Raw genomic sequence first — 24,931 nt, forward strand, 5'->3', positions numbered from 1 at the left:
CACCCATTCCCCATCAGTTCATCAGCGTACGCCTCAGCATCTGCAGGGCGTACTCCTGTTCCTTCGTTTTCTCGCCGCCGGCAACGGCCACGTCCTCGGCAATGCCGATCAATTGCTGACGCTCTTGCATGTCGAGCGCCTTCATCCAGAGGTCTCGGAACCGGCGGATCGGGTCTTCGGGACTGGTGACGTTCTTGGACGCCCAATCGGCGAAAACCAGTACCTCTTCCATATCGCCCGGCCGGATGATGCCTTTCATGCGGCTGCGGACGACATCCTTCGCAGCGTCGAGATACATCGGCTTTTCCTTGGCGAGGCAGAAGAAGAAAGCCACTGCCGCAATCGCCGGATCGGCGATCGAGGCCAGCGGCGCTGCCTCCGCCTGCTTGCGCAACTTTCCGCGCTTATAGGCGCCCCGCATCCGCTCGACGGAATCGATGATCTCGTTTCCCGCCTCACGCACCATCTTAAAACGCCAATACCAGATGACCGCGCCGCTGATCGCCGCGACCAGAATACCGAGAAAAGCCATGATGAAACCCCACAAGAAAACCCGCCCGTTTTAGAGCGTTTTCCTTTGTCAGGTTCAAGCCTCTAAGTTGCATGAATCACCGGCCCAGATAGTTCTCGATCACCTTCGGATCCGAGCTGACGAAATCGATCGATCCCTCAGCCAGCACCGAGCCTTCCGCAAGGCATGTCACCTTGACGCCGAGGTCGCGGATGAAGCCCATGTCGTGTTCGACGACAACCACCGACCGGGTCCTTGCGATATCCTTGAGCAGGATCGCGGTCTCAGCCGTTTCGGCATCCGTCATGCCGGCCACCGGTTCGTCGACCAGCAGCAGCTTCGGCTCCTGCGCCAGCAGCATGCCGATCTCCAGCCACTGCTTCTGCCCATGCGAGAGGTTGGCGGCGAATTCGTCGCGCCGATGCGTCAGCCGCACCGTTTCGAGGATTTCTTCGATGCGTGCCTTGTCCTCGCCCGAAAGCCGATAGAACAGCGTGGAGAACACGCCGCGGCGGCGGTTCAGCGCCAGTTCCAGGTTGTCCCACACCGTGTGGCTTTCGAAGACCGTCGGCTTCTGGAATTTGCGGCCGATGCCGAGCTCCGCAATATCGGCCTCGTCCTTCTTGGTAAGGTCGATCGTGCCGTTGAAGAACACTTCGCCTTCATCGGGCCTGGTCTTGCCGGTGATGATATCCATCATCGTCGTCTTGCCCGCCCCGTTCGGGCCGATGATGGCCCGCAGTTCGCCGGGCTCGATGACGATCGACAGCGAATTCAGCGCCTTGAAACCGTCGAAGGAAACCGAAACGCCGTTGAGATAAAGCACGCTGGTGGGTTTGACGTCGGGGATCATACTGCTCACTCCGCGGCCTGAATTTTCGGTTCGATGACGTCTTCCTGCGCCACGGGTGGGGCAGCCTTGGAGACGGCTTTCCGCCTGCCGACATATTGGGCGATCGTGCCAACGACACCTTTCGGCAGAAACAGCGTGACGGCGACGAAGAGACCGCCGAGCGCAAACAGCCAGAACTCCGGGAAGAGGCCGGTGAAGATCGTCTTGCCGCCATTGACCAGGATCGCACCGATGATCGGCCCGATCAGCGTCGCCCGTCCGCCGACCGCCGTCCAGATGACCACTTCGATCGAGTTGGCAGGGGCGAATTCGCCGGGATTGATGATGCCGACCTGCGGCACATAGAGCGCGCCCGCAATGCCCGCCATCATCGCCGAGACGACGAAGGTGAAGAGCTTGAAGTGTTCGACGCGATAGCCGAGGAAGCGCGTGCGGCTTTCGGCATCGCGCACGCCGACCAGCACCTTGCCGAACTTCGAGCGCACGATGGCCGAGGCAAGCAGCAGCGACAGCGCCAGCAAGACCGCGGTTGCCGCAAAGAGGGCTGCACGCGTGCCGTCGGCCTGGACGTTGAAGCCGATAATATCCTTGAAATCGGTGAGGCCGTTATTGCCGCCGAAGCCCATGTCGTTGCGGAAAAAAGCCAGCAGCAGCGCGTAGGTCATCGCCTGGGTGATGATCGAGAGATAGACGCCGTTGACGCGCGAGCGGAAGGCGAACCAGCCGAAAACAAAGGCGAGCAGGCCGGGCACGACGAGTACCATCAGTGCCGCAAACCAGAAATGGTTGAAGCCGTACCAGAACCAGGGCAGATCCTTCCAGTTCAGGAACACCATGAAATCGGGCAGGATCGGGTCGCCGTAGCTGCCGCGGGTGCCGATCTGGCGCATCAGATACATGCCCATCGCATAACCGCCGAGCGCAAAGAAGGCGCCGTGGCCGAGCGAGAGAATGCCGCAGAAGCCCCAGACGAGATCGAGCGTCAGCGCCAGCAGCGCATAGGTCAGATACTTGCCGAACAGCGACATGATATAGGTCGGCACATGCAGCGGATTGGTCGGCCCGGTCATCAGGTTCAGGACCGGCACGAGAACGGCGACCAGTAGCAGCAGCGCGATGGCAATGACGATCTTGCGATCGAGTGACCGGAGAAGGAAGGCCGTTATCATGCTTCCACCGCCCTTCCTTTGAGTGCGAAGAGCCCGCGCGGACGCTTCTGGATGAAGAGAATGATGAGGACGAGCACCAGGATCTTGCCGAGCACGGCGCCGGCGAAGGGCTCGAGGAACTTGTTGACGACGCCGAGCGAAAGGGCGCCGACCAGCGTGCCCCAGAGATTGCCGACACCGCCGAAGACGACGACCATGAAGCTGTCGATGATGTAGGATTGGCCGAGATTCGGCGAGACGTTGTCGATCTGGCTGAGCGCCACGCCGGCAATACCGGCAATGCCCGAACCGAGCGCGAAGGTGAAGGCATCGACCCAGCCGGTGCGGATGCCCATCGAGGACGCCATGCGGCGGTTCTGCGTGACGGCGCGCATCTGCAGGCCGAAGGCCGACCGCTTGAGCAGCAGGAGCAGCGTCACGAAGACGACCATCGAAAAGACGATGATCCACAGTCGGTTCCAGGTGATCGAGAGCCCGCCGAGATCGAAGACGCCGGACATCCAGCTTGGATTGCGGACCTCGCGGTTGGTCGGGCCGAAGATGCTGCGCACGGCCTGCTGCAGGATCAGCGACACGCCCCAGGTGGCGAGCAGCGTTTCCAGCGGGCGGCCGTAGAGATAGCGAATGACGGCGCGCTCGATCACCAGGCCGACGAAACCGGTAAAGACGAAGGCGGCAGGCACGGCAAAGGCAAGCGAATAGTCCGCCACGCCGGGGAAGGCCGAGGTGATGTATTCCTGCACGACATAGGTCGTATAGGCCCCGATCATCACCATTTCGCCATGCGCCATGTTGATGACGCCCATAACGCCGAAGGTGATGGCAAGGCCGATCGCGGCAAGCAGCAGCACCGAGCCGAGCGACAAGCCGTACCAGACGTTCTGGGCGACATCCCAAAGCGCCAAGCTGCGATTGATGGTGCTGATATCGGCCTGGATCGCAGGCTTCAGATCGTCAGGCGCGGTTTCGAGCGTGGTCGTGAGGATGGTCAGCGCATCGCGATTGCCGCGAGCCGCGATCGTATCGATCGCAGCCTTCTTGTCTTCGACGCTCGCATCCGTCTTCAGCAGCAGCACTGCACGCGCCGCTTCCATCGTATTCTTGATCTCGGCGTCCTTTTCGGCCGCAAGCGCCGCGTTCAGCAGGTCGAGGTTGGCGGGATCGGCGTCTTTCAGCAGACCCTGTGCCGCGGCGAGCCGCGCCGAGCGGTCTGGGCTCATCAGCGTCAGCTGGCTGGTGGCGGCGCTGATCACACCGCGAAGTGCGTTGTTGATCTTGACCTTGGTCATCATGTCAGGGTCGACATCGGCGGCGGCTTCGCCGGTGATTGGATCGGAATAGGTCGGTTCGTCATCGGTGCCGCCCTGGAGGAGCACCGGGCCGCCGTCGGAATTGACGTAGAGCAGGCCGTCGCTCAACTGCTGCAGGATCTGGTTGACATGCGGGTCCTTGGAGGCGACCAGCGTCTTGATGGCCGCTTCGCGCTCCGGGAAGTCGCCGATGCCGAGCGCATCGATGAGCACGTGGATATCGTCCTCGGCCCAAACTTCGCTCGATGCTGCCAGGCCCGGAAATGCGAGGCCGGAAAGTGTCGGGCCCGAGAATGTCAGGCAGACAGTGATGAGGAAAATCTTTATGGCGCGATACATCGGCTTTCTCGCCCTTGAGTGTGTTGGCCTCGCGGCGCAATCGCTGGGACGGAGCTTCCGCCCGGGTGTCAAACCCGGACGGAAGTCTTCAGGCAATCATCTGATCGGGGTCGTACTCAGGAGCCCTTGCCGCCGCACTTGCCGGTGGCAACGTTGAAGTTGCCGCAGGACATCGGCTTGCGCCAATCGGAGATCAGGTCCTTGGAGTCGGGCAGGTAATCCGACCATTCGTCGCCGACGACGGCGGGCGTCTGCTGGACGATTTCGAACTGGCCGTTGGCCTGGATTTCACCGATCAGCACCGGCTTGGTGATGTGGTGGTTCGGCATGACGGTCGCATAACCGCCGGAGAGGTTCGGAACGCTGACGCCGATGATGGAGTCGAGAACCTTGTCGGTATCGGTCGTGCCGGCAGCCTGGACGGCCTTAACCCATGCGTTGAAGCCGATATAGGCAGCTTCCATCGGGTCGTTCGTCACGCGCTTGTCGTTCTTGGTATAAGCGTGCCAGTCCTTGATGAACTTCTTGTTGGCCGGGCTTTCCACAGACTCGAAATAGTTCCAGGCAGCGAGATGGCCGACAAGCGGCTTGGTGTCGAGGCCGGCAAGTTCTTCTTCGCCGACCGAGAAGGCGACGACGGGAATGTCGGTTGCCTTGATGCCCTTGTTGCCCAATTCCTTGTAGAACGGAACGTTGGCGTCGCCGTTGATCGTCGAGACGACGGCGGTCTTCTTGCCGGCCGAACCGAATTCCTTGATCTTGGAAACTTCGGTCTGCCAGTCGGAGAAGCCGAACGGCGTATAGTTGGTCATGATGTCTTCTTTCGGAATACCCTTCGAAATTAGGTACGCCTCGAGAATCTTGTTTGTGGTGCGCGGATAGACGTAGTCGGTGCCTTCAAGAACGAAGCGCTTGACGCCTTCTTTTTCCATCAGGTAGTCGACGGCCGGAATGGCCTGCTGGTTCGGAGCAGCACCGGTATAGAAGATGTTGCGCGAGGATTCTTCGCCTTCATACTGCACGGGGTAGAAGAGCAGCGAATTCAACTCTTCGAACACCGGCAGAACGGACTTGCGCGACGAGGACGTCCAGCAACCGAAGACGGCGGCAACCTTGTCCTTCTGGATCAGCTCGCGGGCCTTTTCGGCAAACAGCGGCCAGTCGGAAGCCGGATCGACGACGACGGCCTCGAGCTTCTTGCCGAGAAGGCCGCCCTTTTTGTTCTGCTCGTCGATGAGCATCAACATGGCGTCTTTCAGCGTGGTTTCGGAAATCGCCATCGTGCCGGAAAGCGAATGCAATACGCCGACCTTGATCGTGTCGTCGGCGGCGAGCGCGCCCTGGAAGGCGGCCGATGCCGCCATGACGGCACCGAGCGCAGCGCCGGTGATCGTGGATCTGAGATTCATTTGGTTGAGCCCCTCTTCTTGTTCCGCAACAGGCCGGAAACGGAATTTAACTGTTGCCGAGGGGACTATCGGGTGCTGCATCGCAAAATCACATACGCAAAATGACGTAGGTGCAGGGGGCAAACGAACAGGCCGGACAGCGAAGGGCATCCCCGCAATTGGGAATGCCCTCTTGGTTCGGAAAGAAAACTATCCTTCGATCGTCAGGGTGACGGAGGTCGGGCCGTAAGAGAGGCTCCCCTTGTGGCCGGAGATGGTGAGCTTGCCGAAGGTGCCGGAAAGGGTGCCTGCCTTCAGGATCTCGATCTTCGTTCCGGCCGCCGGGACAAAACCATCGGCAAGCGTCACGTCGAGATCGCCGGCCAGCGCTGCTTTGCCCTCGACAACAAGCGTGCCGACGCCGTTCGCACCGAGCGCCAGTTTCGCCGTCGCATTGGCGGATTGCTGATAGTCGCCGCCGACCGTCAGCGGCTTGTCGGCCGCCACAACGAGCGAACCGCCATCGACCGTCAGTCCCCCGCTGCCGAAAGCCGAGGACGATCCGGCCACCAGCGTGCCCTCTTCGAGCACGGTGCCGCCGGCATAGCTGTTGGCGCCCGATAGTCCGAGGATGCCGCTGCCGCGCTTCACCAGCTTGCCCTTGCCGCCGATGTCGTTGCGCCAGCTGTCGATCGCATCGAAGCCGCCCTTTGCCGCATCCATCGTCACCGTCACATCCTGGTCGAAGGCGCCGTATCCGTCGGCGGCGGCAAACAGGTTGAGGCGGCCATAACCTTCCGCGTCGTCGAGGAGCGGATAGCCGGACGCGATCTCGGTCGTCTTCAGCACCTCACGGCGCTGCTCGCCGTCGAGATAGGGCAGACGCGTTTCGAGAAGCGCTTCGGCGCCCTGCGGCACGCGGGCCGGCTGATCGGTCGGATGGATCGTCGGCAGGCCGTAGCTCAGGCGCTGCAGCACGTAGGCGCGATTGGCGTCATGATTGGCAAAACGGTCCGCGGCGATCGGCGCCGCATGCGCGGCGACTTCGAGCGCGCCCGTATCGGCAACGCCGGATTTGGCGATCAGCCAGGACTGTGCCTGGGCGTAAGCATCGCTCTTCAGCCCGGCATTGTCGGCCTTGTTCAGATTGTAGACGACCGTCGCGGTACCGAGCATGCGGCCGCCCATCACGTCGAGCGGGGAATGCATGCCGGCAAGGATGCGGTCCTCACCCAGCTCGCTGGCGCGCGTGATCATTTCCTGGAAGCGCTGCGGCACGAGATAGGCCATGGCGAGCGCATCCCGCCAGGCTTCCGCCGTATGTCCGCTCGGGAAGCCGCCGTCCTCGACCGGCTTGCCGCTCTTGGCGGACTCGAGCGTCGGGACGACCGAGACGTCCTGGCTCCAGCGGTAGGGACGGCCATATTTGAAATAGCGCTTGGCGGGCTCCGTCGAGCCATCACCGCTGGCGGCGTTGATGAAGTCGATTGCAAGGCCCATGTCCGGATTGGCATCGGTCTTGTTTTCGGTGTCGGGCTTGCTGCCGGCGCCGCGATTGTTGCCCTTGTCGTCATATTTGACCGTCGTCGCATCGGCGGCCACCTCGGTGATCGTGGTGGTCTGCTTGGAGCCGGCCTTCCACGCATCGGTCAGAGGACCGAGGCCGTCGACGATGCTGGTATTCTTGCCGCGCCGGTCGTCCAGGTAGGCGGCCACGGCCTGCTCGGCCGTCCGCGCCTTGGTCACCTTGACGGCATAGGCGATGTTCGCATCATGGACGGCCTGGTTGACGATCTGGCCGTCGGTCTTGCTGGCGGGAATGCCATCCCAATCCGTCTTGGCGACCGCCGGGCAATTGTCTTTGGCCGGCGCTTCGACGCCCGCATCGACGAATGGCGTGCGCGGGGTCCAGACTTCGAGGAAACCGGAGAGAAGATGAACGGCGGCATTGGTGTCCACCGTCGAGAAGCAGGCGTCACCGCGCTTGTTGGTGTTTCCCGTCTCGGCATAAGGCGCTTTCGCCGCCGTGGCCTGCTCGGCGACGGCAAGCGACGGCACGATCGAAACGAGGCAGACGAGGGCGGTGCTCAGGCGGAAAAAGCTTGAAACAGACATAGGTGATACCTGAAATGGTTGAAGGAACGGCGGGAGAGTTAGAGGCCTAGTGTGACAGACCGGCTTCAAAAATATGGCGGTTCCGTGAATCTGCCAGTGCTCCGCCCTTGCCTTTCTCACCCATCCCGCCAAAACTGTTTCGAGACGATAGGCCAACCGGAATGCCGGAAGGAAGACATGGCAGCGCGCCAACGCATCATTCCGGTAAGACGCGAATATAATCGCTGGGTCGCCAACCAGACGCTGGAAGATTACGCGCTGCGCTTCACCGCAAAGAGCGCCCGCCATTTCTCCTCCCAGCGCATCGCCCAGACGGCGATCGGCGCGATCTCCTTCCTGGCGCTGGAAGCGATCGGCGGCGCCATCACCCTTTCCTACGGCACCACCAACGCCTTCTATGCCACTATCGTCGCTTCGATCGCCATGCTGGCGATCGGCCTGCCGATCAGTCGCTACGCCATCCGCCACGGCGTCGACATCGATCTTCTGACCCGCGGCGCCGGCTTCGGCTATATCGGCTCGACCATCACCTCGCTGATCTATGCGAGCTTCACCTTCATGCTGTTTGCGATCGAGGCGTCGATCATGTCCGGGGCGCTGGAACTCACCCTCGGCATCCCCCTCTGGATCGGCTACATCCTCAGCGCCGTCATGGTGATCCCGCTGGTGACGCACGGCGTGCGGCTGATCAGCAAGTTCCAGCTGATGACACAGCCCTTCTGGATCGTGCTGAACATCCTGCCCTTCATCTTCATCGCTTTCATGGACTGGGAGAAATTCGATCTCTGGCGCGCCTTTGCCGGCATCCGCCATGCCTCAGGGCCGCCCGGCACCGTCGCCGATTTCAATCTGGTGGAGTTCGGCGCCGCCTCCGCCGTCATCCTGGCGCTGATGTCGCAGATCGGCGAACAGGCCGACTTCCTGCGCTTCCTGCCGCCGGAGCCGCGGCGCAAGTGGCGCCATCGCCTCGCTGTCTTTCTCGCCGGCCCCGGCTGGGTCGTCATCGGCGCGCCGAAGCTGCTTGCGGGATCGTTCCTGGTCGTGTTGACCCTGGCCTCGGGCGTGCCGGTCGATCGCGCCGCCGACCCGGCGCAGATGTATCTGACCGCTTTCGGTTACATGGTCCCCTGGCAGAATGCCGCGCTGTTGCTAATGGCAGCCTTCGTCGTCGTCTCGCAGCTGAAGATCAACGTGATGAATGCCTATGCCGGCTCACTCGCCTGGTCGAACTTTTTCTCGCGGCTGACCCACAGCCACCCCGGCCGCGTCATCTGGCTGGTCTTCAACGTCGCCATCGCCCTGCTTTTGATGGAACTCGGCATCTACCGGCTGCTGGAGGAGACGCTCGGCATCTTCTCGATCATCGCCATGGCCTGGCTTTGCACAATCTCCGCCGATCTCTGCATCAACAAGCCGCTTGGCCTTGCGCCGCCCGGCATCGAGTTCAAACGCGCCCATCTCTACGACATCAACCCGGTCGGGCTCGGCGCCATGACGCTGTCGGCGACGGTATCGCTGATTGCCCATTTCGGCGCCTTCGGCGCGACGGCCGCCTCGCTCGCTCCCTATATCACCCTCGTCATCGCGCTCATCGCCTCGCCCGCGCTTGCCTGGGCGACGAAAGGCAGGTTCTACCTCGCCCGCAAGCCGCGCCACAGCTGGAAGAACCTGACAAGCATCACCTGCTCCGTCTGCGAGCATCCCTTCGAGCCGGAGGACATGGCCTGGTGCCCGGCCTATGCCGCGCCGATCTGTTCGCTCTGCTGCTCGCTCGACAGCCGCTGCCACGACATGTGCAAGCCGGCCGCCCGTCTCAACGCCCAGGTCGGCACCGTCGCCAAGGCGCTGCTGCCGGAGACTGTGCTTGGCAAGCTGACGACGCGCCTCGGCCGCTACGGCATAGCCGTCGTGCTGGCCTTGACCGCCATCGGCGCGATCCTGGCGATGATCGCCCATCAGGTCGCCGCCGGCTCGCCTGAGACGGCCGAGGTCGTCAACCGCACCATCCTCATCGTCTTCTTCGTCTTCTCGGTGATTTCAGGTGTCGTCTGCTGGTTCTATGTGCTCGCCCATGACAGCCGCGTCGTCGCCGAGGAGGAATCCTCGCGCCAGAACACGCTGCTGCTCAAAGAGATCGCCGCCCACAAGAAGACCGATACCGCCTTGCAGAGCGCCAAGGAAACGGCCGAGGCTGCCAACCGCGCCAAGAGCCGCTATGTCGTGGGCTTGAGCCACGAACTGCGCACGCCGCTGAACGCTGTGCTCGGCTATGCCCAGATCCTCGAGCGCGACGAAACCATCCCGGCGCCGCGCCAATCCTCGATCAAGGTTATCCGTCGCAGTGCCGAGCACCTCTCCGGCCTGATCGACGGCCTGCTCGATATCTCCAAGATCGAGGCCGGCCGCCTGCAGGTCTATTCCAATGAGATCAACATCCAGGATTTCCTCGATCAGATCGTCGACATGTTCCGCCCGCAGGCGCAGGCAAAAGGGCTTGCCTTCACCCACGAGCGCGCGCCGGCCTTGCCGCAATTTGTCCGCACCGATGAAAAACGGCTGCGCCAGATCCTCGTCAACCTGCTCTCCAATGCCATCAAATTCACCGACGAGGGCAGCGTCACCTTCGATGTCGCCTATCGCAGCCAGGTTGCGACCTTCACCGTCACCGATACCGGCCGCGGCATCACGGAAAAGGATCTGACGCGCATCTACGAACCCTTCCAGCGCGGCGAGGCCGAAAGCGTGCGGCCGATGCCGGGCCTCGGCCTCGGCCTCACCATCACCCGGCTTCTGACCAACACGCTCGGCGGCGAGATTGCGGTTTCAAGCGTCAAGGACGAGGGCTCGACGTTCCGCGTCCGCCTCATGCTATCGGCGGTCATGCGCGCCGTGGCCGCGGCGCCACAAGAAAAGCGCATCGCCGGATATGACGGCCCGCGCCGCACGGTGGTTGTCGTCGACGATAACGAAGATCATCGCGAGATGATGCGCGAAATCCTGGCGCCTCTCGATTTCATCGTTCTGACGGCGGCAGGCGGCGCCGAATGCCTGACGCTGATCGAGGGCATCATGCCTGATCTTTTCCTCGTCGATATCCTGATGCCCGGCATGAACGGCTGGCAGCTCGTCTCGCGTCTGCGCGAGGCCGGCCAGACGGCGCCGATGCTGATGCTTTCGGCCAATATCGGCGACGCGGCCGTTCTCAGCGACAGCGACGACAGCCACAATGATGCGATCGGCAAGCCGGTCGACATCCGCCAGCTGCGCGACAAGCTGGCTTTGCATCTTGGCCTGACATGGCTCTACGCCGACGCTGCTGCAGCAGCCCTTCCTGTGAAGACCGAAGCGCCGATGCTGAGCCCGGGTGCCGCCCATGTGCAGGAATTGCTGCGGCTCGGCGAAATCGGCTATATCAGAGGCATCGAGGCCAAGCTTTCGGACCTTGCCAAGGTGGAAGCAAATCAGCCATTCACCGACAAACTCTACGCCTATGTCGCCGTCTTCGATCTCGCCGGCTTCATGACCTTCCTGCACGACTTCGACGAAAAGGTGGAATCCATTGGCTGAGCCGGCCCTGCCCCGCGACATCGTTCTGCTCGTCGACGACTCGCCCGAAGCGCTCGGCTTCCTGACCGACGCGCTCGAACAATCCGGCTTCTCCGTGCTGATCGCCACATCGGGCGCGGCAGCCCTTGGCATCGTCGAGCGCATCACACCTGATCTCATCCTGCTCGACGCCGTCATGCCCGCCATGGATGGCTTCGAGACCTGCCGCAAGCTGAAGGCAAATGCGGCGGTGGCGCAGGTGCCCGTCATCTTCATGACCGGCCTGACCGAGACCGAGCATGTCGTGCACGCGCTGGAATCCGGCGGCGTCGACTATCTCGCCAAGCCGATCAATATCGACGAGCTGCGCGCCCGCATCCGTGTCCATCTGCGCAATGCCCGCTCGGCGCAAAGCGCCCGCGTGGCGCTCGACGCGGCCGGCCGCCATCTGCTGGCGGTCAAGGGCGACGGCGCAATCCATTGGTCGACGCCGCAGGCAACACGGCTGGTCAATGCCGCCATGGGCAGCGACGAGGGCATGGAAATCGTCGTCCGCCATATCGCCGGCTGGATGCGCGAGCGTGCAGCCGCCGTGCGCGACGGCATCATCTCCATCGCCCATGCCGGCCAGGCGGCACTGCAGCTTGCTTTTCTCGGCGCGATCGGCCCGGATGAATATCTCTTCCGCCTGACCGCCGCCAATCAGCGCAGCGACGACGAGATGCTGCGCCAGCGCTTCTCGCTCACCCAGCGCGAATCCGAAGTGCTGCTCTGGATCGCCAAGGGCAAGGCCAACCGCGACATCGGCGAAATATTGGGACTGTCGGCGCGCACGGTGAACAAGCACCTCGAACAGATCTACGTGAAGCTCGGCGTCGAGAACCGGGCATCGGCCGCCGTCAAGGCCACGCATGTACTGCACGAGATGTGAGGGATATTGGGCGGCATCGCCACCGGGATTGCCGAGGACCTTCGTGAGGGCCGGCAATTGACGGAAATCGTCGGCGCCAGATAAGCGGCACGGAGACGGACGGAAATTCAGTTCCCCACAGAACGAAAGAAGCCCGGCCAAAACCGGGCTTCCATCAGATCATGGTACCAATAAGCAAGCTAAGCTTACTTAGTCTCCTGCGGCACGTAGGTGTACTTGCCGTCTGCGCCCTTCTTCCATTCGTACATGATGTAACCAGGAATCTTCGGGTCACCCTTTTCGTCGAACGAAATGTCGCCGAGAACCGTCGTGAACGGGCCCTTTTCCTTCATGGCCGTGGCGACGGCTTCAGGATCGACCGAACCGGCAGCCTTGGCGGCACCGGCGATCGCCTGCATCGCAGCGTAGGAATAAAGCGTGTAGGCTTCCGGGTTGAAACCGGCAGCCTTGAACTTTTCGACGAGTTCCTTGTTGGCCGGGTTCAGTGTCGGATCAGGACCGAAGGTGTTCAGGGTGCCGGCAACGGCGTCGCCAGCGATCGAGGCCAGTTCGTTCGAAACGATACCATCGCCCGAAACCAGCGTTGCCTTCAGGCCCTGATCGGCGGCCTGACGGATGATGAGACCGGCTTCGGTGTGCAGACCGCCCCAATAGATGATCGAGACGCCGGCTTCCTTCATCTTGGCGATGAGGGCCGAGAAGTCCTTGTCGCCGACGTTGATGCCTTCGTACATGACTTCCGTCAGGCCGGCAGCATTCATCGCCTTCTTGGTTTCGTCGGCAAGACCCTGACCGTAAGGTGTCTTGTCGTGAACGACGGCGATCTTGGCGTCCTTGAAGTGATCGGCAAGATACTTGCCGGCGATGGCGCCCTGCTGGTCGTCACGGCCGCAGGTACGGAACGTGTTCCAGAGACCGCGTTCCGTAAACTTCGGGTTCGTAGCAGCCGGAGTGATTTCGAGGATGCCGTTTTCGGCATAGACTTCCGAAGCCGGGATCGAAACGCCCGAGTTGAAGTGGCCGATGACGAACTTGACGCCGTCGGCAACGAATTTATTGGCGACCGAAATGCCCTGCTTCGGGTCGGAGACGTCGTCGCCGAGCTCGAGCTTGATCTGCTCGCCATTGATGCCGCCAGCCGCGTTGATATCGGCGGCCGCCTGCTCGGCGCCCTTCTGGAGCTGAGCGCCGAACGCAGCGTTCGGGCCGGTCAGCGGACCAGCGACAGCGATGAGAACGTCGGCCCATGCGTTGCCGCTGAAGGCGACCATCGCCGTCAGAGCCACCGCCGACAGAAGAGACTTCTTCATATTGTTACTCCCAATTTTTGGGCGGGTTCCGGTCCAAGGCCCAGCGCACTACCCACCATTGACTGCGCCAGGAAAGCTGTTCCACTCTGAAGGCAATTCATGCCTAGTTTCAACGGACTGTCAATGTTTGTCCTTCCACGAAAACGCGGAAGTTTTTTCGTACAGCCAGTAATAGTTGTTGACCATCTGATTGGTGCGGCGAAAGCGGAAGCCGGCGGTCGAGAAGACCAGCAGCGTCACGAAATCGATGCCGTAGAAGAGAGCGCTGAGCATCGGCCCATCGAACAGGGCGTGATGCAGGAACTGCATCGCCCAGGCGAGCAGGAAAGTGTAGACAACTGTCAGCGGATAGTCGCTCCAGCCTTCGGCAACCGCCTTGCCGGCGCGCCAGGCCGTCCAGAAGCCGATCAGCACGACGATCGCGCGGATGATCAAGCGGGCACCGGTATCGCTTTCGAAGAAAAGTCCCTGCATGTTAAACTCTCCCTTCGAGCTAGTGTCTTCCGCCTTCGAGATAGGCGGCGCGGACCTCAGGATTGGCGAGCAGTTCCTTGCCGGAGCCGCTCATCGTCACCTTGCCGTTCACCATCACGTAAGCGCGGTGCGAAAGCCTCAGCGCAGCGAACGCGTTCTGCTCGACGAGGAAAACGGTGAGGCCTTCCTGTTCGTTGAGCTTGCGGATCGCCTCGAAGATGCCCTTGACGATCAGGGGCGCAAGGCCGAGCGAGGGTTCGTCGAGCAACAGTAGCTTCGGCCGCGCCATCAGCGCACGGCCGATCGACAGCATCTGCTGCTCGCCGCCCGAAAGCGTGCCGCCGCGCTGGGCGTGGCGTTCCTTGAGGCGCGGGAAGAGCGTGAAGATCTTCTCAACGTCTTCAGCGAAGTATTTGAGATTGTCGAGGCCGGCGCCCATCTGGAGATTTTCCAGAACCGTCATGCGCGGGAAGATGCGGCGTCCCTCAGGCGACTGCGCTATGCGCAGACGGGCGATTTCGTGGGTCGGCATGCGGGTGATGTCGCGGCCCTCGAAGACGACCGAGCCGGTCCGGGCCTGCGGGCTGCCGCAGATCGTCATCATCAGCGTCGACTTGCCGGCGCCGTTGGCGCCGATCAGGCTGACGATCTCGCCCTTGTTGACGTGGACATCGATGCCGGCCAGCGCACGAATATTGCCATAATAGGTTTCGACGCCCTTCACCTGAAGGAGCGCTTGATCCGTCATTACTTCATCGCCCATCAGTTTGCGCCTCCTTCGAGCTGCTCGACGGTTGCGATCACCTCTTCCACTTCCTCATCCTCGACACCGAGATAGGCCGCGATGACCTTCGGATCGTTCTTCACGTGATCCGGCGTGCCATCGGAAATCTTCTGGCCGTATTCGAGCACGACGACGTGGTCGGAGATTTCCATGACCACCGACATGTCATGCTCGATAAGCAGGATAGATGTTCCGGTTTCGGCACGAATGCTCTGTAGCAGCGCATTGAGGGTCGCCGATTCCCGCGGGTTCAAGCCGGCGGCCGGTTCGTCCAGGCAAAGCAGCTCGGGGCCGGTGCACATGGCGCGGGCGATCTCGAGACGCCGCTGGGCGCCGTAGGGCAGATCGCCTGCCGGATCGTCGGCGCGGTCGATCAGATCGGCCTTTTCTAGCCAATGGCGCGCCAGCTCGATCGATGCGGCCGCCTCCCGTTTGTAGGGACCGATGCCGACGAGGCCGAGGATCGTATAACCTGACGCCTTCATCAGCTTGTTGTGCTGGGCGACGAGCAGGTTTTCGAGAACCGTCAGGCCGGAGAACAGCCGGATGTTCTGGAAGGTGCGCGCCACCTTGGCTTCTTTGGTGATGCGAAAGTCCGGCAGACGCTCGAGCAGGTACTGCTTGCCGCTTTTCTGGTTAAGCGTGATCATGCCCATCGTCGGCTTGTAGAAGCCAGTGATGCAGTTGAAGACGGTGGTCTTGCCGGCGCCGTTCGGCCCGATCAGCGCGGTGATATCGCCGCGCTTGGCTTCGAAGGAGAAGTCGTTGATGGCCATCAGGCCGCCGAACTTCATCGACAGGTGTTCGACCTTGAGAAGCGTATCGCTGGACATGGTGTTGGTGACGAGGCTCATCAACCATGGCCCTCCTTGATGAAGCTTCCGGAAATTGCCTTGCGCGCCTTGAGGAAGGCGGTCGGTTCACGCGAACCGACGAAACCGCGCGGCTTGAACAGCATGACCACGACCATGGCGAGGCCGAAGATCAGCATGCGGTACAACTCTGGCGTGAACGTCGGCCCGAAAATCACTTTCAGGAAGTCCATTTCGCGCAGCAGCTCGGTTCCGCCGACCATGACGATTGCGGCGATCGCAATCCCGGTTAGAGAACCCATGCCGCCGAGGACGACGATGGCGAGGATCACAGCCGATTCCAAGAAGACGAAAGATTCCGGCGAAACGAAACCCTGACGGGCAGCAAAAAAGGAGCCGGCGAAACCGGCAAACATCGCTCCCGTCGCAAAGGCCGTGAGCTTGGTCGTCACCGTATTGATGCCGAGCGAGCGGCAGGCGATCTCGTCTTCGCGCAGCGCTTCCCAGGCGCGCCCGATCGGCATGCGGCGCAGCTGGATGGTCACGTAGGCGGTCAGCATGCAGAGCGCCAGAATGAGGTAAAAAAGGAAGATCTTGTAGTAAGCCGAGGACATCGACAGGTGAAAGAGCTTGGCGAAGCCGCCGGCCGTCGCGTCGAAGGGAATGCCGAAAAGCGTCACCTTGGGAATGCTCGAGATACCGAAAGTCCCCTTGGTGACATCCGTCCAGTTGATGAGCACAAGGCGGATGATTTCGCCGAATGCGAGCGTCACGATGGCAAGGTAGTCGCCGCGCAGGCGCAGCACCGGAAAGCCGAGAATAACGCCCCAAAGTGCGGCGAAAATGCCGGAGAGCGGGAGGAGAACCCAGAAGGACAGGCCGAAATGGCTCGAAAGCAGCGCATAGGAATAGGCGCCGACTGCATAGAAAGCGACATAACCGAGATCGAGAAGACCGGCGAGGCCGACGACGATGTTCAGCCCCCAGGCAAGCATCACATAGATCAAGATCTGGATGCCGAAATTGTCGACATATGTCAGCGACCCCTGCGGACCTTTGATCGCCACCACCACCATGGGATAAAGCAGCAGCGCGATCAGCGCGATCTTTAGGAAATGCCGGTGGAAGAAGCTCTTCTCGGTTGAGATGGCGAGTTCGCCCTGTCTCGCCTTTGCCAGCTTGCGGCTGTCGAGATGTGGCCGCAGGAAAACCACCGTGGCGAAGCGGCCGATCGCGGCGACAGCGACGAAGACCGCAAGCAGCCCCCAGCGCTGGACGATGATCAACTCGTTATTGATGTTCTGGTCGGTCTTGAGGCCGACATAGAGAACGAACATGCCGAACGACAGGACGGCGGCGAAAAGGGCTTCGGTAAGGCCTTTACGGACAAGTCCGGTATCGGGCTTGCCTGCAGAATTTTCAATGTTTGCCATGACGTTATACCTTCTCGACTTCCGGCCGTCCGAGGATACCCGTCGGCTTGAAGATCAGCACGAAAGCGAGGATGGCGAAGGTCGCGACATCCTTGTACGCGATGGTGAAATAGGCCGACCACAGCGATTCGATCAGGCCGATCATCAATCCACCAAGAACCGCGCCCGGCAATGAGCCGATGCCGCCGAGAACGGCTGCCGTAAATGCCTTGACACCCGGCGTGAAGCCGTCGGCGAACGAAGCAACGCCATAATACATCAGATACATCGTGCCGGCGACGGCAGCCAGCGCCGCACCCATGACGAAGGTGATGGAAATCGTCTGGTCGACATTGACGCCGAGCAGCGCCGCCATCTTGCGGTCCTGCTCCGTGGCGCGCTGGGCGCGGCCAAGTGCTGTACGATTGACGATATACCAAAAGACGGCGAGCAGCACGACCGTAATCAGGATGATGACGATCTGTTTCAGCGACACCGAGATGTTGCCGAACTGATAGACTGAGCTGATCATCGGCGGGATCGGCTTGTTGCGCGGACCCTGCGTCACCTGGATGAAATTGGACAGCACGATCGACATGCCGATCGCGGTGATCAGCGGCGCGAGGCGGAAAGAACCGCGCAGCGGGCGGTATGCGATGCGCTCGATCGTCCAATTCCACAAACTCGTCATCAGCATCGCTACGACAAGCATCGCCAGCAGCAGAACTGCCACGGGGAGACCTGCGAAGATGGATGTGAGGACGAGAAAGACGATAAGAGCGGCGAAACCACCGAGCATGAAGATATCGCCATGGGCGAAATTGATCATGCCGATAATGCCGTAAACCATCGTATAGCCAATAGCCACAAGGCCATAGATGGATCCGAGCGTCAGCCCGTTGAAGAGCTGCTGGACGAAATACTCCATATGTCGTTTTCCCCTGGATGCGAACCGCACGGGCTGCATCTCTTTTTGGTTCTTTGGTTCCCCGTTTCAGAGAACCTCATAGGCCGAATGCATACCGGTTTCGGTGGAAATGTGAAGACAAAAAGGATTTACTCCGACAAATTCTTGTCGGAACAGGCCTAAGTGGCGCATTTTGAACCAAAATCCACAGAAAATCGGCAAAGAAAGGCCTATTTTTGATCAGAAACTGCCACTGAGTTAACGGTTCGGAGATTTGGTCGGCGATTTCCTTTGCCCGCTTGGCGCGTAAGCTATTCCATAGAATTGGAAGATGGCGCAAATTCACACCCTAACCCCACCAATTTTGCGAATACCATTTCAGATCAGGATGCCCCTTCTTCGTCTGACAAGGCTGAAAACTTATGGTAGCTTCATGACACTGCGTTAGGGGATGCAGAGCGCGATGGGAAACACCATATCGAGGATCTGGTGACAGGGATGGTTTGCGGACGAGCGACAGTGGGGCGCTCGGCCCGCGTGGCGAACGGCAAAAGGACAATGCTGAGGACATTTGAAAGGGCGGCCCTCGAAGCCGGCAAGGCCATTATTACGGTCCTGCGCGAAGGCTTCCCCGTCGCCATGAAAGCGGATGCAAGTCCGGTCACGGTCGCCGACGAGGAGGCAGAACGCATCATCCTCGCGCATCTCGCCAGAGATTATCCTGAAATACCGGTCGTGGCGGAGGAATCGGTAGCCGCCGGAAAAGTGCCCGACATCGCCGGCCGCGGCTTCTTCCTGGTCGATCCTCTCGACGGCACGCGCGAATTCGTCGACGGACGGCAGGAATTCACCGTCAACATCGCTTATATAGAGAACGGCGCCCCGCTGGCCGGCATCGTCTACGCCCCGGCACTCGGTCTTGCCTTCTTGGGCGAACGCGGCCACGCCGAAAGGCTCGTGGTCACCGACGATTTCACCGTCGGTGCACGCAGTGCAATTACCGTGCGCGAACAGCCGGACGACAGGCTGGCGCTCGCCAGCCTCCGTCACAACAGCCCCGAGACTGGAAGCTTCCTCGCCCACCACGCAATCTCCAAATGCACCAATATCGGCTCCTCGCTGAAATTCTGCCTGCTGGCCGAAGGCAAGGCCGACGTCTATCCGCGCTTCACCCGCACGATGGAATGGGACACGGCGGCGGGCGATGCGGTGCTGCGCGCCGCCGGCGGCTCGACGGTGACGCTCGACGGAGCGCCGCTGACCTATGGCAAGACGGGTGCTGCAGCCGATTTCGACTTCGCCAATCCGAACTTCATCTCCTGGGGCGGCACGAAACGCGTGCTTGAACCGGCGTAGCCCATCCCCTGCATCCCCGAACTCGCCGCTATCCACGCGACCGGGCCTCGGCGGCCGGTCTAAGAGTGATTCGCAAACGGCCGGTGATTCTCGGTTTGAACCCCGTTTTTCCGTTTTCCCGCGCCGGATCGTTACCCGTCTCGCCTTGATTTTGTCATATTGTGACACAGTTTGGGAACGATCGAGCGTCCCAGCCAGAAAAATTTCATGCCGGAACTCGTTAACAATACCGCCGGACGAGGGTCGGTCGCGTGCCGAAACAACACGTCCGACCACCCCCGGAAGCCCTCGCCAAAGGCCTAAAAACCTTGACGAAATTCCAATTATTAACGAAATATCATGAGGTTGCCTCAACTTAACGCAGATGCGAAAGATTTATTGCGATGCGATATTTCTCTGGACACCATTACACAATTGTCGCATTTTTCCGTTTTAGTAGGGTTACCAAGACCTGAGTGCAGCCCTGGTGACAGGGTAAACCATTGATCGCCTATTGCCGCCGCACCCCTCGAAGACAACAGAGTACGATCCTTGAGCATCACGGAACTAAACAACAGCATTTCGACTGAGTCCTTTAGGCCGAGCCGCCGCCAGCAGCCGAGCCTGAAGATCCAGACCCCCGTTATCCATAGCGACGCGTCCCAGGCGTCGTGGGTGGATCTTACCCTGAAGCGGGCGTTCGACATCGTTTCGTCGTTGAGCGCCCTCCTCGTCCTTGCGCCTTTCCTTCTGTTCGTCGCATTGCTGATCAAGCTCGACAGCCCGGGACCGGTGCTCTTCAAGCAGACCCGCTGGGGCAAGAACTGCAAGACCATCAAGGTCTACAAGTTCCGCTCGATGCGCACGGATCTCTGCGATGTCTCGGGTGTTGCCCAGACGGTGAAGAACGACCCGCGCATCACCCGCGTCGGTGCCATCCTGCGCCGCACTAATGTCGATGAGCTGCCGCAGCTGCTGAACGTGCTTATGGGCCACATGTCCGTCGTCGGTCCGCGCTGCCATGCAATCGGCATGCGCGCCGGCGGCATGCTCTACGAAGAGCTTGTCCCGGAATACCATCAGCGCCACGCCATGCGCCCCGGCATGACGGGCCTTGCCCAGATGCGCGGCCTGCGCGGCCCGACCGATCGTCCGGCCAAGGCACGTGCCCGCATTGTGAGCGATCTCTACTACGTCGGAAATTTTTCGATCGGGATGGATATCCGCATCATTGCCGGCACCGTCGTGTCCGAGCTGACCCGCGGAAAAGGCTTCTAAGCTTTTGAGAAAGGTGCCGGCAGCTTAAGAGCAGCCGGTACCCGACCGCTCCGGTGACCGCCTCCTGCGGCTGACCGAATCGAGCTTGCGCATCGCACACTTCAAATAACCCAAACCCATATGCGACAAGAATTCGAGAGTGATCGCGATCTCGTCGCTGCTTTGCCGGCGACCAGCGCAGGCATCCGATTTCGCGCCAGGCGCACCATCGCCTGCGCCCGTGCGGGCGTGAAACATCCGTCCGAAAGCGAAGATGTATTGTTTCAGGTCAGCGTCGTGCGGGCGCGAAGGCGAAAATATTCTTCGAGGCGTACATCTGAAAAAGCGGGTTGAAGGTGCTTTTTTTGCGCCGCCCGCCTCGCTGAAGATCGGCCTCGATCGTCCGCCTTCTTGCGCTCACATCTACCTCAAGACAAGAAAATCGCCGGACCGGTAAAAAAACCGATTAGGCTTTCCGGCCAGTCAGCTGGTTTTCCGTGAGAGCCGTGCCAAAACCTCCTGGGAAAGCTCAGAGCAGATAAAAACCGAAGCCCGCAAGCCTCGCGATCTTGCCGAGCCGCTCCTTGCCGCCGTTCGGCGAGATCCCATCGCGACCTGACTGCGAAGGCAAAAAACCCAGTATGCTCAATGCAATCACCGCGCGCATGCTCATCTACTTTTCATCTTCATACCACGTAGGGCCCGCTTCAGCCTGACCTCGTTGTCGGTAGTAAGAGGCCCTGCCGGGGCATCGGCAGACACGGCTTGTGCCCCGCATCCCGAGCTCACAGGCATCAAAAGCGCGCGCTGGATTGAACCAGCGGGACGATGTCTCACGCTCATCCCTATGCCCGGTACGGCAAAACTTATCGCGAGAAATCAATCATATTTATTCGGCAAGCCTCCATTCAGGCCGCCCCAAGTTGACGGGGCGGCAGATGGCCATCCCATATCGCCAGGGGCCTCGGGGCATCTAAATTTGTTATCAAAGTCTTACGATGAGCTTAGGCAATTTTTAAATGTGGCAGGCTAGAGTGACGTCCGTGGTCTTGCGTTGTGTAGAGAGTCCAATGACCGAAATGATACGTCCCCGAGTAAAATATGTCATCGGCCCCGATGGCAGCCCCCTGACGATCGCGGATCTTCCGCCGCCCAATACGCGGCGCTGGGTGATCCGTCGGAAGGCAGAGGTTGTCGCGGCTGTTCGCGGTGGCCTGTTGAGCTTGGAAGAGGCTTGCGAGCGTTATACGCTCACCGTCGAAGAGTTTCTCTCCTGGCAATCGTCGATCAACAGCCACGGTCTCGCCGGCCTGCGCACCACGCGCATCCAGCAATACCGCCACTGATCGCACGCCATCATCGAGATTTATTTCGGGCCGGACGCATCTCCCATCAGGGAATGAAGAAGGCCCGAAATCATTGACGAGGCCGCGTAGCACCAAAGGCCCGGCTGCGTGAAGGCATCCGCCAACCCCGTTGTCTTCGCCGCCGCAATGACGATCGCGACCAGCAGCACGTCCATCATTGACCACTTGGACAGATGCGGCACGACGCGACGATAAAACAGGCTGCCGGCCCCGCCGCCGGCACCTGCTGCTTCCGCGGAGATCCCGATCATCTTCAAAAGCGGAAGCACGATCGAGACCAATGCGACGATCGCCGCCAGCAGCCCATCCCCGCCCTGCCAGAGCGAGACGACGATTTCGATGAGCGACGGGGTCCGATCGAAGAAATACAGCGTCTCGAAACGGACCAGCGGCAGGATGAGGCCGAGCGCCAGGAGGAATGGCGCGGCGACGAGCAGGACGGGGCGGATCATCGAAAGCGCCCTCATAGGCACGAACCTCGCGCCGACCCGACATTTTTCATGAACACTCCGTCTCCTCCAGCAATCGCCTTGCCGGCTTGGCATGATCGCGTCGCCGTGTCACCGTCGCCGACGACAATATCCCCATCCCTCAGCGAGGAAAGATAATGGACATTCGAAACGAGGAAGGCGCTTCCGGCGGCCGTTATGCGACCGGGGTCGAAGGGCACGAAGCCGAGATGACCTATTCACGCACATCGGCGAAACTCGTCATCGTCGATCACACCGCCGTTCCCGATGCGCTGCGCGGCAAGGGCGTCGGCCAGGCATTGGCGCTGCACGCAGTGGAGGCGGCCCGGACCGGCGGCTGGAAGATCATCCCGCTCTGCCCATTCTTCAAGGCACAGGCGCAACGCCATCCGGAATGGCACGATGTCGTGAACTGATCTTTGCTGCCCAAACGGCTGCGATTTCCGAGTGGGTGATGGAGTGTAAAACGGCGAAACACCAAAAGCCATGTATGACGGACAGCGCGCCCGTCATACATGGCTTCTCAGTGGCGATCCCAGGGCGCCGAAGCCGGCGCCCGCCGTTTTTTACGCCCTTGCGCGGGCGCTGGTGTCACGTTCTTCCAGCGCCGTCGCCCTTGCATATTCCGCCTGCATCTCCTCGAGCGCCATTTCCAGCGACTCTTCCTGCATCTTCAGTTCCTTGATCGAAACCTGCAGGTTGTCGGCCCGCTGACGCGCGGCCTTGGCGAAGGTCGGATACGCAAAGTGATTCGGATCTGAGATTCCGGACTTCTTTTCCTCGACGACGATCTGGCTCTCCAGATCCTTCGTCATCCGTTCGAATTCGGACATCATCATCTGCAACTGCTGCAATTGACGTCGTTTTTCGTTCACCTGAAACTCTTTCAGGCGAACGAGACTCTCTCGCGACTTCATACGCATTACTCCCGTGATGCGAGACCCCGGCTCAACTTGAAACCGCCCTGCGCGCCGCTTTGACACGGTTTGCTAAAAAATTTCCTGCGATATTAACAAATACCTACCGCTGGTAACCTTTCGTTTACGGGCATCGTTAATGATAGGCCCGATGATTTAAGGGTCGGTAAATGCCGCGGCATTAAGTTCGAACCTTTTCATTGGCGAGTCGGATGAATCACTTAGCGCATTTTCCTAATGTTGAAGATGAAGAGCGCCATTTGAGATTCCTATTGGAAAACAGAGAAATGGAAAAAATATTTAATAAATTCGATACTCCTTGCCAGAGTGAATTAGAATTTGTTAACCATTTCGTGGCAGCTTCCAAATCACGTAGCGTGTTCGGTATCGTGTAGGGGGCCAGACCACCTTTCGGCGGCGGTAAAGGGGATAATTATGCGGGTACTACTCATCGAGGATGATAGCGCGACGGCGCAGAGCATCGAGTTGATGCTGAAATCAGAAAGTTTTAATGTTTATACCACCGATCTCGGTGAAGAAGGCGTCGATCTGGGCAAGCTGTATGATTATGATATCATCCTGCTCGATCTGAACCTGCCCGACATGTCCGGATATGAAGTGCTTCGCACGCTCCGGCTGTCCAAGGTCAAGACACCGATCCTCATTCTGTCGGGCATGGCCGGCATCGAAGACAAGGTTCGCGGCCTCGGCTTCGGCGCCGACGACTACATGACCAAGCCGTTCCACAAGGACGAGCTCGTCGCCCGTATCCACGCCATCGTCCGCCGCTCCAAGGGCCACGCCCAGTCGGTCATCATGACTGGCGAACTGATCGTCAACCTCGACGCCAAGACGGTCGAAGTCGGTGGCCAGCGCGTCCACCTGACGGGCAAGGAATACCAGATGCTGGAGCTGCTTTCGCTCCGCAAGGGCACCACCCTCACCAAGGAAATGTTCCTGAACCACCTTTACGGCGGCATGGACGAGCCGGAACTGAAGATCATCGACGTCTTCATCTGCAAGCTCCGCAAGAAGCTCGCCAACGCTGCCGGCGGCGCCAACTACATCGAGACCGTCTGGGGCCGCGGCTACGTTCTGCGCGAGCCGGATGGCGCCGAATACGCCGAAACCGCCTGATATTTCCGATTCCCCTTGTCGGATAACGAAGATCCCGCCCTTCCGGCGGGATTTTTCGTTTCTGCCTGGCAGTGAGAAGACGCGTTAATAAAAGGATCTGGTTGGACAAGCGGTCGAACCTTCTCCGTTTCAATCAAGAAAACGGAGTACCCGGCGGCCGAACGTGCTTGCGCGTTCGGCGAGGCTGCATGGGAGGGAGGCCTGCTGTCAGGCAGCGATCGCGCGGTTTCCGAAGACGGCGGTCAGGATCTTGCGGTCGAACGGCTTCAGCAGGAAGTCGGTGGCGCCGGCCCGTTTGCCCGCCATCAGCTTCTTCAGATCCGCCTCGACGACGCAGTAATAGATCTTGACCTCTTTGCCACCATCCATGGCGCGGATAGCGGCGATGAGATCGAGGGCCCCTTCCATGCCGGAATCGACGATCAGATATTCCGGCAGCTCCGTCTGGCAGCGCTGCAGCGCCTCGCCGGCGTTGGAGGCCTCGCTGACGAGAAAATCGAGTTCGGAGAGAATGCGCTTGCCGACCTTGCGGACGATATCCGAATTATCGGTGATCATGAACCTTTGCATGGGCGCTCCTTTGCCCC

The 24,931-nt window shown here is 60.5% G+C and carries 23 protein-coding genes; 7 read left to right on the forward strand and 16 right to left on the reverse strand.

Annotation, left to right across the window (positions count from 1 at the left end):
- Positions 1-13 precede the first annotated feature (13 nt).
- From CO657_RS15685 to CO657_RS15710, 6 genes are all read right to left on the reverse strand, one after another.
- A complete protein-coding gene (locus CO657_RS15685; protein ID WP_054182971.1) occupies positions 14-532 on the reverse strand; it encodes a hypothetical protein in 519 nt (172 codons plus the stop codon).
- 76 nt (positions 533-608) lie between these two features.
- Complete coding sequence (urtD, locus tag CO657_RS15690) at positions 609-1,364, reverse strand: urea ABC transporter ATP-binding protein UrtD (RefSeq protein WP_054182901.1); 756 nt, start codon at positions 1,362-1,364, stop codon at positions 609-611.
- Between the two features lie 5 nt (positions 1,365-1,369).
- Positions 1,370-2,533, reverse strand: a complete 1,164-nt coding sequence (urtC, locus tag CO657_RS15695) for an urea ABC transporter permease subunit UrtC (RefSeq protein ID WP_054182902.1) — start codon at positions 2,531-2,533, stop codon at positions 1,370-1,372.
- Positions 2,530-4,182, reverse strand: coding sequence for an urea ABC transporter permease subunit UrtB (urtB, locus tag CO657_RS15700; protein WP_054182903.1), 1,653 nt, complete (start codon positions 4,180-4,182; stop codon positions 2,530-2,532). Before urtB ends, urtC begins: the two co-directional genes overlap by 4 nt.
- A 116-nt stretch (positions 4,183-4,298) precedes the next feature.
- Positions 4,299-5,591 carry an urea ABC transporter substrate-binding protein gene (urtA, locus tag CO657_RS15705; protein ID WP_054182904.1) on the reverse strand — a complete coding sequence of 431 codons (1,293 nt, stop codon included), beginning with the start codon at positions 5,589-5,591 and terminating at the stop codon, positions 4,299-4,301.
- Between the two features lie 189 nt (positions 5,592-5,780).
- A complete protein-coding gene (locus tag CO657_RS15710; protein WP_054182905.1) occupies positions 5,781-7,685 on the reverse strand; it encodes a phosphatase PAP2 family protein in 1,905 nt (634 codons plus the stop codon).
- A 177-nt stretch (positions 7,686-7,862) separates the two neighbouring features.
- On the opposite strand from CO657_RS15710, the gene CO657_RS15715 reads away from it, so the two are divergent.
- Together CO657_RS15715 and CO657_RS15720 are read left to right on the forward strand one after the other, a co-directional pair.
- Positions 7,863-11,252, forward strand: coding sequence for a hybrid sensor histidine kinase/response regulator (locus CO657_RS15715; protein ID WP_054182906.1), 3,390 nt, complete (start codon positions 7,863-7,865; stop codon positions 11,250-11,252).
- Complete coding sequence (locus CO657_RS15720) at positions 11,245-12,162, forward strand: response regulator transcription factor (RefSeq protein ID WP_054182907.1); 918 nt, start codon at positions 11,245-11,247, stop codon at positions 12,160-12,162. The genes CO657_RS15715 and CO657_RS15720 overlap by 8 nt, the downstream gene beginning before the upstream one ends.
- A gap of 185 nt (positions 12,163-12,347) precedes the next feature.
- Here CO657_RS15720 and CO657_RS15725 read toward each other — a convergent pair whose 3' ends face one another.
- The 6 genes from CO657_RS15725 to CO657_RS15750 form a co-directional block, all read right to left on the reverse strand.
- Positions 12,348-13,472: a branched-chain amino acid ABC transporter substrate-binding protein gene (locus CO657_RS15725; protein WP_003590548.1), complete on the reverse strand. Its 1,125-nt coding sequence runs from the start codon at positions 13,470-13,472 to the stop codon at positions 12,348-12,350.
- Positions 13,473-13,592: 120 nt separating this feature from the next.
- Positions 13,593-13,946 carry a DUF6867 family protein gene (locus CO657_RS15730; RefSeq protein WP_003590546.1) on the reverse strand — a complete coding sequence of 118 codons (354 nt, stop codon included), beginning with the start codon at positions 13,944-13,946 and terminating at the stop codon, positions 13,593-13,595.
- Positions 13,947-13,965: 19 nt separating this feature from the next.
- Positions 13,966-14,709 carry an ABC transporter ATP-binding protein gene (locus tag CO657_RS15735; protein ID WP_197283885.1) on the reverse strand — a complete coding sequence of 248 codons (744 nt, stop codon included), beginning with the start codon at positions 14,707-14,709 and terminating at the stop codon, positions 13,966-13,968.
- Positions 14,709-15,584, reverse strand: coding sequence for an ABC transporter ATP-binding protein (locus CO657_RS15740; protein ID WP_054182908.1), 876 nt, complete (start codon positions 15,582-15,584; stop codon positions 14,709-14,711). Before CO657_RS15740 ends, CO657_RS15735 begins: the two co-directional genes overlap by 1 nt.
- Complete coding sequence (livM, locus tag CO657_RS15745; RefSeq protein WP_054182909.1) at positions 15,584-16,975, reverse strand: high-affinity branched-chain amino acid ABC transporter permease LivM; 1,392 nt, start codon at positions 16,973-16,975, stop codon at positions 15,584-15,586. Before livM ends, CO657_RS15740 begins: the two co-directional genes overlap by 1 nt.
- A 4-nt stretch (positions 16,976-16,979) precedes the next feature.
- Positions 16,980-17,882 (reverse strand): branched-chain amino acid ABC transporter permease, encoded by a 903-nt coding sequence (locus CO657_RS15750; protein WP_003590537.1) that lies wholly within the window; start codon positions 17,880-17,882, stop codon positions 16,980-16,982.
- A gap of 537 nt (positions 17,883-18,419) precedes the next feature.
- Here CO657_RS15750 and cysQ point away from each other — a divergent pair.
- Together cysQ and CO657_RS15765 are read left to right on the forward strand one after the other, a co-directional pair.
- The gene (gene cysQ / locus CO657_RS15760) at positions 18,420-19,217 is read left to right on the forward strand and encodes a 3'(2'),5'-bisphosphate nucleotidase CysQ (RefSeq protein WP_054182910.1); all 798 of its coding nucleotides are present in this window, start codon (positions 18,420-18,422) and stop codon (positions 19,215-19,217) included.
- A gap of 531 nt (positions 19,218-19,748) precedes the next feature.
- Positions 19,749-20,474, forward strand: coding sequence for a sugar transferase (locus tag CO657_RS15765; RefSeq protein WP_054182911.1), 726 nt, complete (start codon positions 19,749-19,751; stop codon positions 20,472-20,474).
- Between the two features lie 508 nt (positions 20,475-20,982).
- Here CO657_RS15765 and CO657_RS37130 read toward each other — a convergent pair.
- Complete coding sequence (locus CO657_RS37130) at positions 20,983-21,126, reverse strand: hypothetical protein (protein ID WP_174293577.1); 144 nt, start codon at positions 21,124-21,126, stop codon at positions 20,983-20,985.
- A gap of 397 nt (positions 21,127-21,523) precedes the next feature.
- Here CO657_RS37130 and sciP point away from each other — a divergent pair, with 397 nt between their 5' ends.
- Positions 21,524-21,799 carry a CtrA inhibitor SciP gene (gene sciP, locus CO657_RS15775; RefSeq protein WP_007533628.1) on the forward strand — a complete coding sequence of 92 codons (276 nt, stop codon included), beginning with the start codon at positions 21,524-21,526 and terminating at the stop codon, positions 21,797-21,799.
- Positions 21,800-21,819: 20 nt separating this feature from the next.
- Here the strand turns inward: sciP and CO657_RS15780 are convergent, their stop codons facing one another.
- Positions 21,820-22,365, reverse strand: coding sequence for a paraquat-inducible protein A (locus CO657_RS15780; protein ID WP_184697133.1), 546 nt, complete (start codon positions 22,363-22,365; stop codon positions 21,820-21,822).
- 62 nt (positions 22,366-22,427) lie between these two features.
- On the opposite strand from CO657_RS15780, the gene CO657_RS15785 reads away from it, so the two are divergent.
- Complete coding sequence (locus CO657_RS15785) at positions 22,428-22,706, forward strand: GNAT family N-acetyltransferase (RefSeq protein ID WP_054182913.1); 279 nt, start codon at positions 22,428-22,430, stop codon at positions 22,704-22,706.
- Between the two features lie 150 nt (positions 22,707-22,856).
- Here CO657_RS15785 and CO657_RS15790 read toward each other — a convergent pair whose 3' ends face one another.
- Positions 22,857-23,207 (reverse strand): hypothetical protein, encoded by a 351-nt coding sequence (locus tag CO657_RS15790; RefSeq protein ID WP_003566024.1) that lies wholly within the window; start codon positions 23,205-23,207, stop codon positions 22,857-22,859.
- Positions 23,208-23,642: 435 nt separating this feature from the next.
- Here CO657_RS15790 and ctrA point away from each other — a divergent pair, with 435 nt between their 5' ends.
- Positions 23,643-24,344 carry a response regulator transcription factor CtrA gene (gene ctrA / locus CO657_RS15795; protein ID WP_003542362.1) on the forward strand — a complete coding sequence of 234 codons (702 nt, stop codon included), beginning with the start codon at positions 23,643-23,645 and terminating at the stop codon, positions 24,342-24,344.
- 207 nt (positions 24,345-24,551) lie between these two features.
- Here the strand turns inward: ctrA and CO657_RS15800 are convergent, their stop codons facing one another.
- Positions 24,552-24,914: a response regulator gene (locus CO657_RS15800; RefSeq protein ID WP_003566026.1), complete on the reverse strand. Its 363-nt coding sequence runs from the start codon at positions 24,912-24,914 to the stop codon at positions 24,552-24,554.
- Positions 24,915-24,931 lie beyond the last annotated feature (17 nt).

The sequence above is a fragment of the Rhizobium acidisoli genome, from assembly GCF_002531755.2.
GTDB classification, from domain to species: Bacteria; Pseudomonadota; Alphaproteobacteria; order Rhizobiales; family Rhizobiaceae; genus Rhizobium; species Rhizobium acidisoli.

Coding starts and splice junctions, on each gene's coding strand:
- CO657_RS15790 (WP_003566024.1), bottom strand. CDS start 23,207: ATGAAGTCGCGAGAGAGTCTCGTTCGCCTGAAAGAGTTTCAGGTGAAC.
- ctrA (WP_003542362.1), top strand. CDS start 23,643: ATGCGGGTACTACTCATCGAGGATGATAGCGCGACGGCGCAGAGCATC.
- CO657_RS15730 (WP_003590546.1), bottom strand. CDS start 13,946: ATGCAGGGACTTTTCTTCGAAAGCGATACCGGTGCCCGCTTGATCATC.
- CO657_RS15715 (WP_054182906.1), top strand. CDS start 7,863: ATGGCAGCGCGCCAACGCATCATTCCGGTAAGACGCGAATATAATCGC.
- CO657_RS15785 (WP_054182913.1), top strand. CDS start 22,428: ATGGACATTCGAAACGAGGAAGGCGCTTCCGGCGGCCGTTATGCGACC.
- urtA (WP_054182904.1), bottom strand. CDS start 5,591: ATGAATCTCAGATCCACGATCACCGGCGCTGCGCTCGGTGCCGTCATG.
- CO657_RS15740 (WP_054182908.1), bottom strand. CDS start 15,584: ATGAGCCTCGTCACCAACACCATGTCCAGCGATACGCTTCTCAAGGTC.
- CO657_RS37130 (WP_174293577.1), bottom strand. CDS start 21,126: ATGAGCATGCGCGCGGTGATTGCATTGAGCATACTGGGTTTTTTGCCT.
- CO657_RS15780 (WP_184697133.1), bottom strand. CDS start 22,365: ATGCCAAGCCGGCAAGGCGATTGCTGGAGGAGACGGAGTGTTCATGAA.
- livM (WP_054182909.1), bottom strand. CDS start 16,975: ATGGCAAACATTGAAAATTCTGCAGGCAAGCCCGATACCGGACTTGTC.
- urtC (WP_054182902.1), bottom strand. CDS start 2,533: ATGATAACGGCCTTCCTTCTCCGGTCACTCGATCGCAAGATCGTCATT.
- CO657_RS15685 (WP_054182971.1), bottom strand. CDS start 532: ATGGCTTTTCTCGGTATTCTGGTCGCGGCGATCAGCGGCGCGGTCATC.
- CO657_RS15750 (WP_003590537.1), bottom strand. CDS start 17,882: ATGGAGTATTTCGTCCAGCAGCTCTTCAACGGGCTGACGCTCGGATCC.
- urtD (WP_054182901.1), bottom strand. CDS start 1,364: ATGATCCCCGACGTCAAACCCACCAGCGTGCTTTATCTCAACGGCGTT.
- CO657_RS15710 (WP_054182905.1), bottom strand. CDS start 7,685: ATGTCTGTTTCAAGCTTTTTCCGCCTGAGCACCGCCCTCGTCTGCCTC.
- urtB (WP_054182903.1), bottom strand. CDS start 4,182: ATGTATCGCGCCATAAAGATTTTCCTCATCACTGTCTGCCTGACATTC.
- CO657_RS15800 (WP_003566026.1), bottom strand. CDS start 24,914: ATGCAAAGGTTCATGATCACCGATAATTCGGATATCGTCCGCAAGGTC.
- CO657_RS15725 (WP_003590548.1), bottom strand. CDS start 13,472: ATGAAGAAGTCTCTTCTGTCGGCGGTGGCTCTGACGGCGATGGTCGCC.
- sciP (WP_007533628.1), top strand. CDS start 21,524: ATGACCGAAATGATACGTCCCCGAGTAAAATATGTCATCGGCCCCGAT.
- CO657_RS15735 (WP_197283885.1), bottom strand. CDS start 14,709: ATGGGCGATGAAGTAATGACGGATCAAGCGCTCCTTCAGGTGAAGGGC.
- cysQ (WP_054182910.1), top strand. CDS start 18,420: ATGCTGAGGACATTTGAAAGGGCGGCCCTCGAAGCCGGCAAGGCCATT.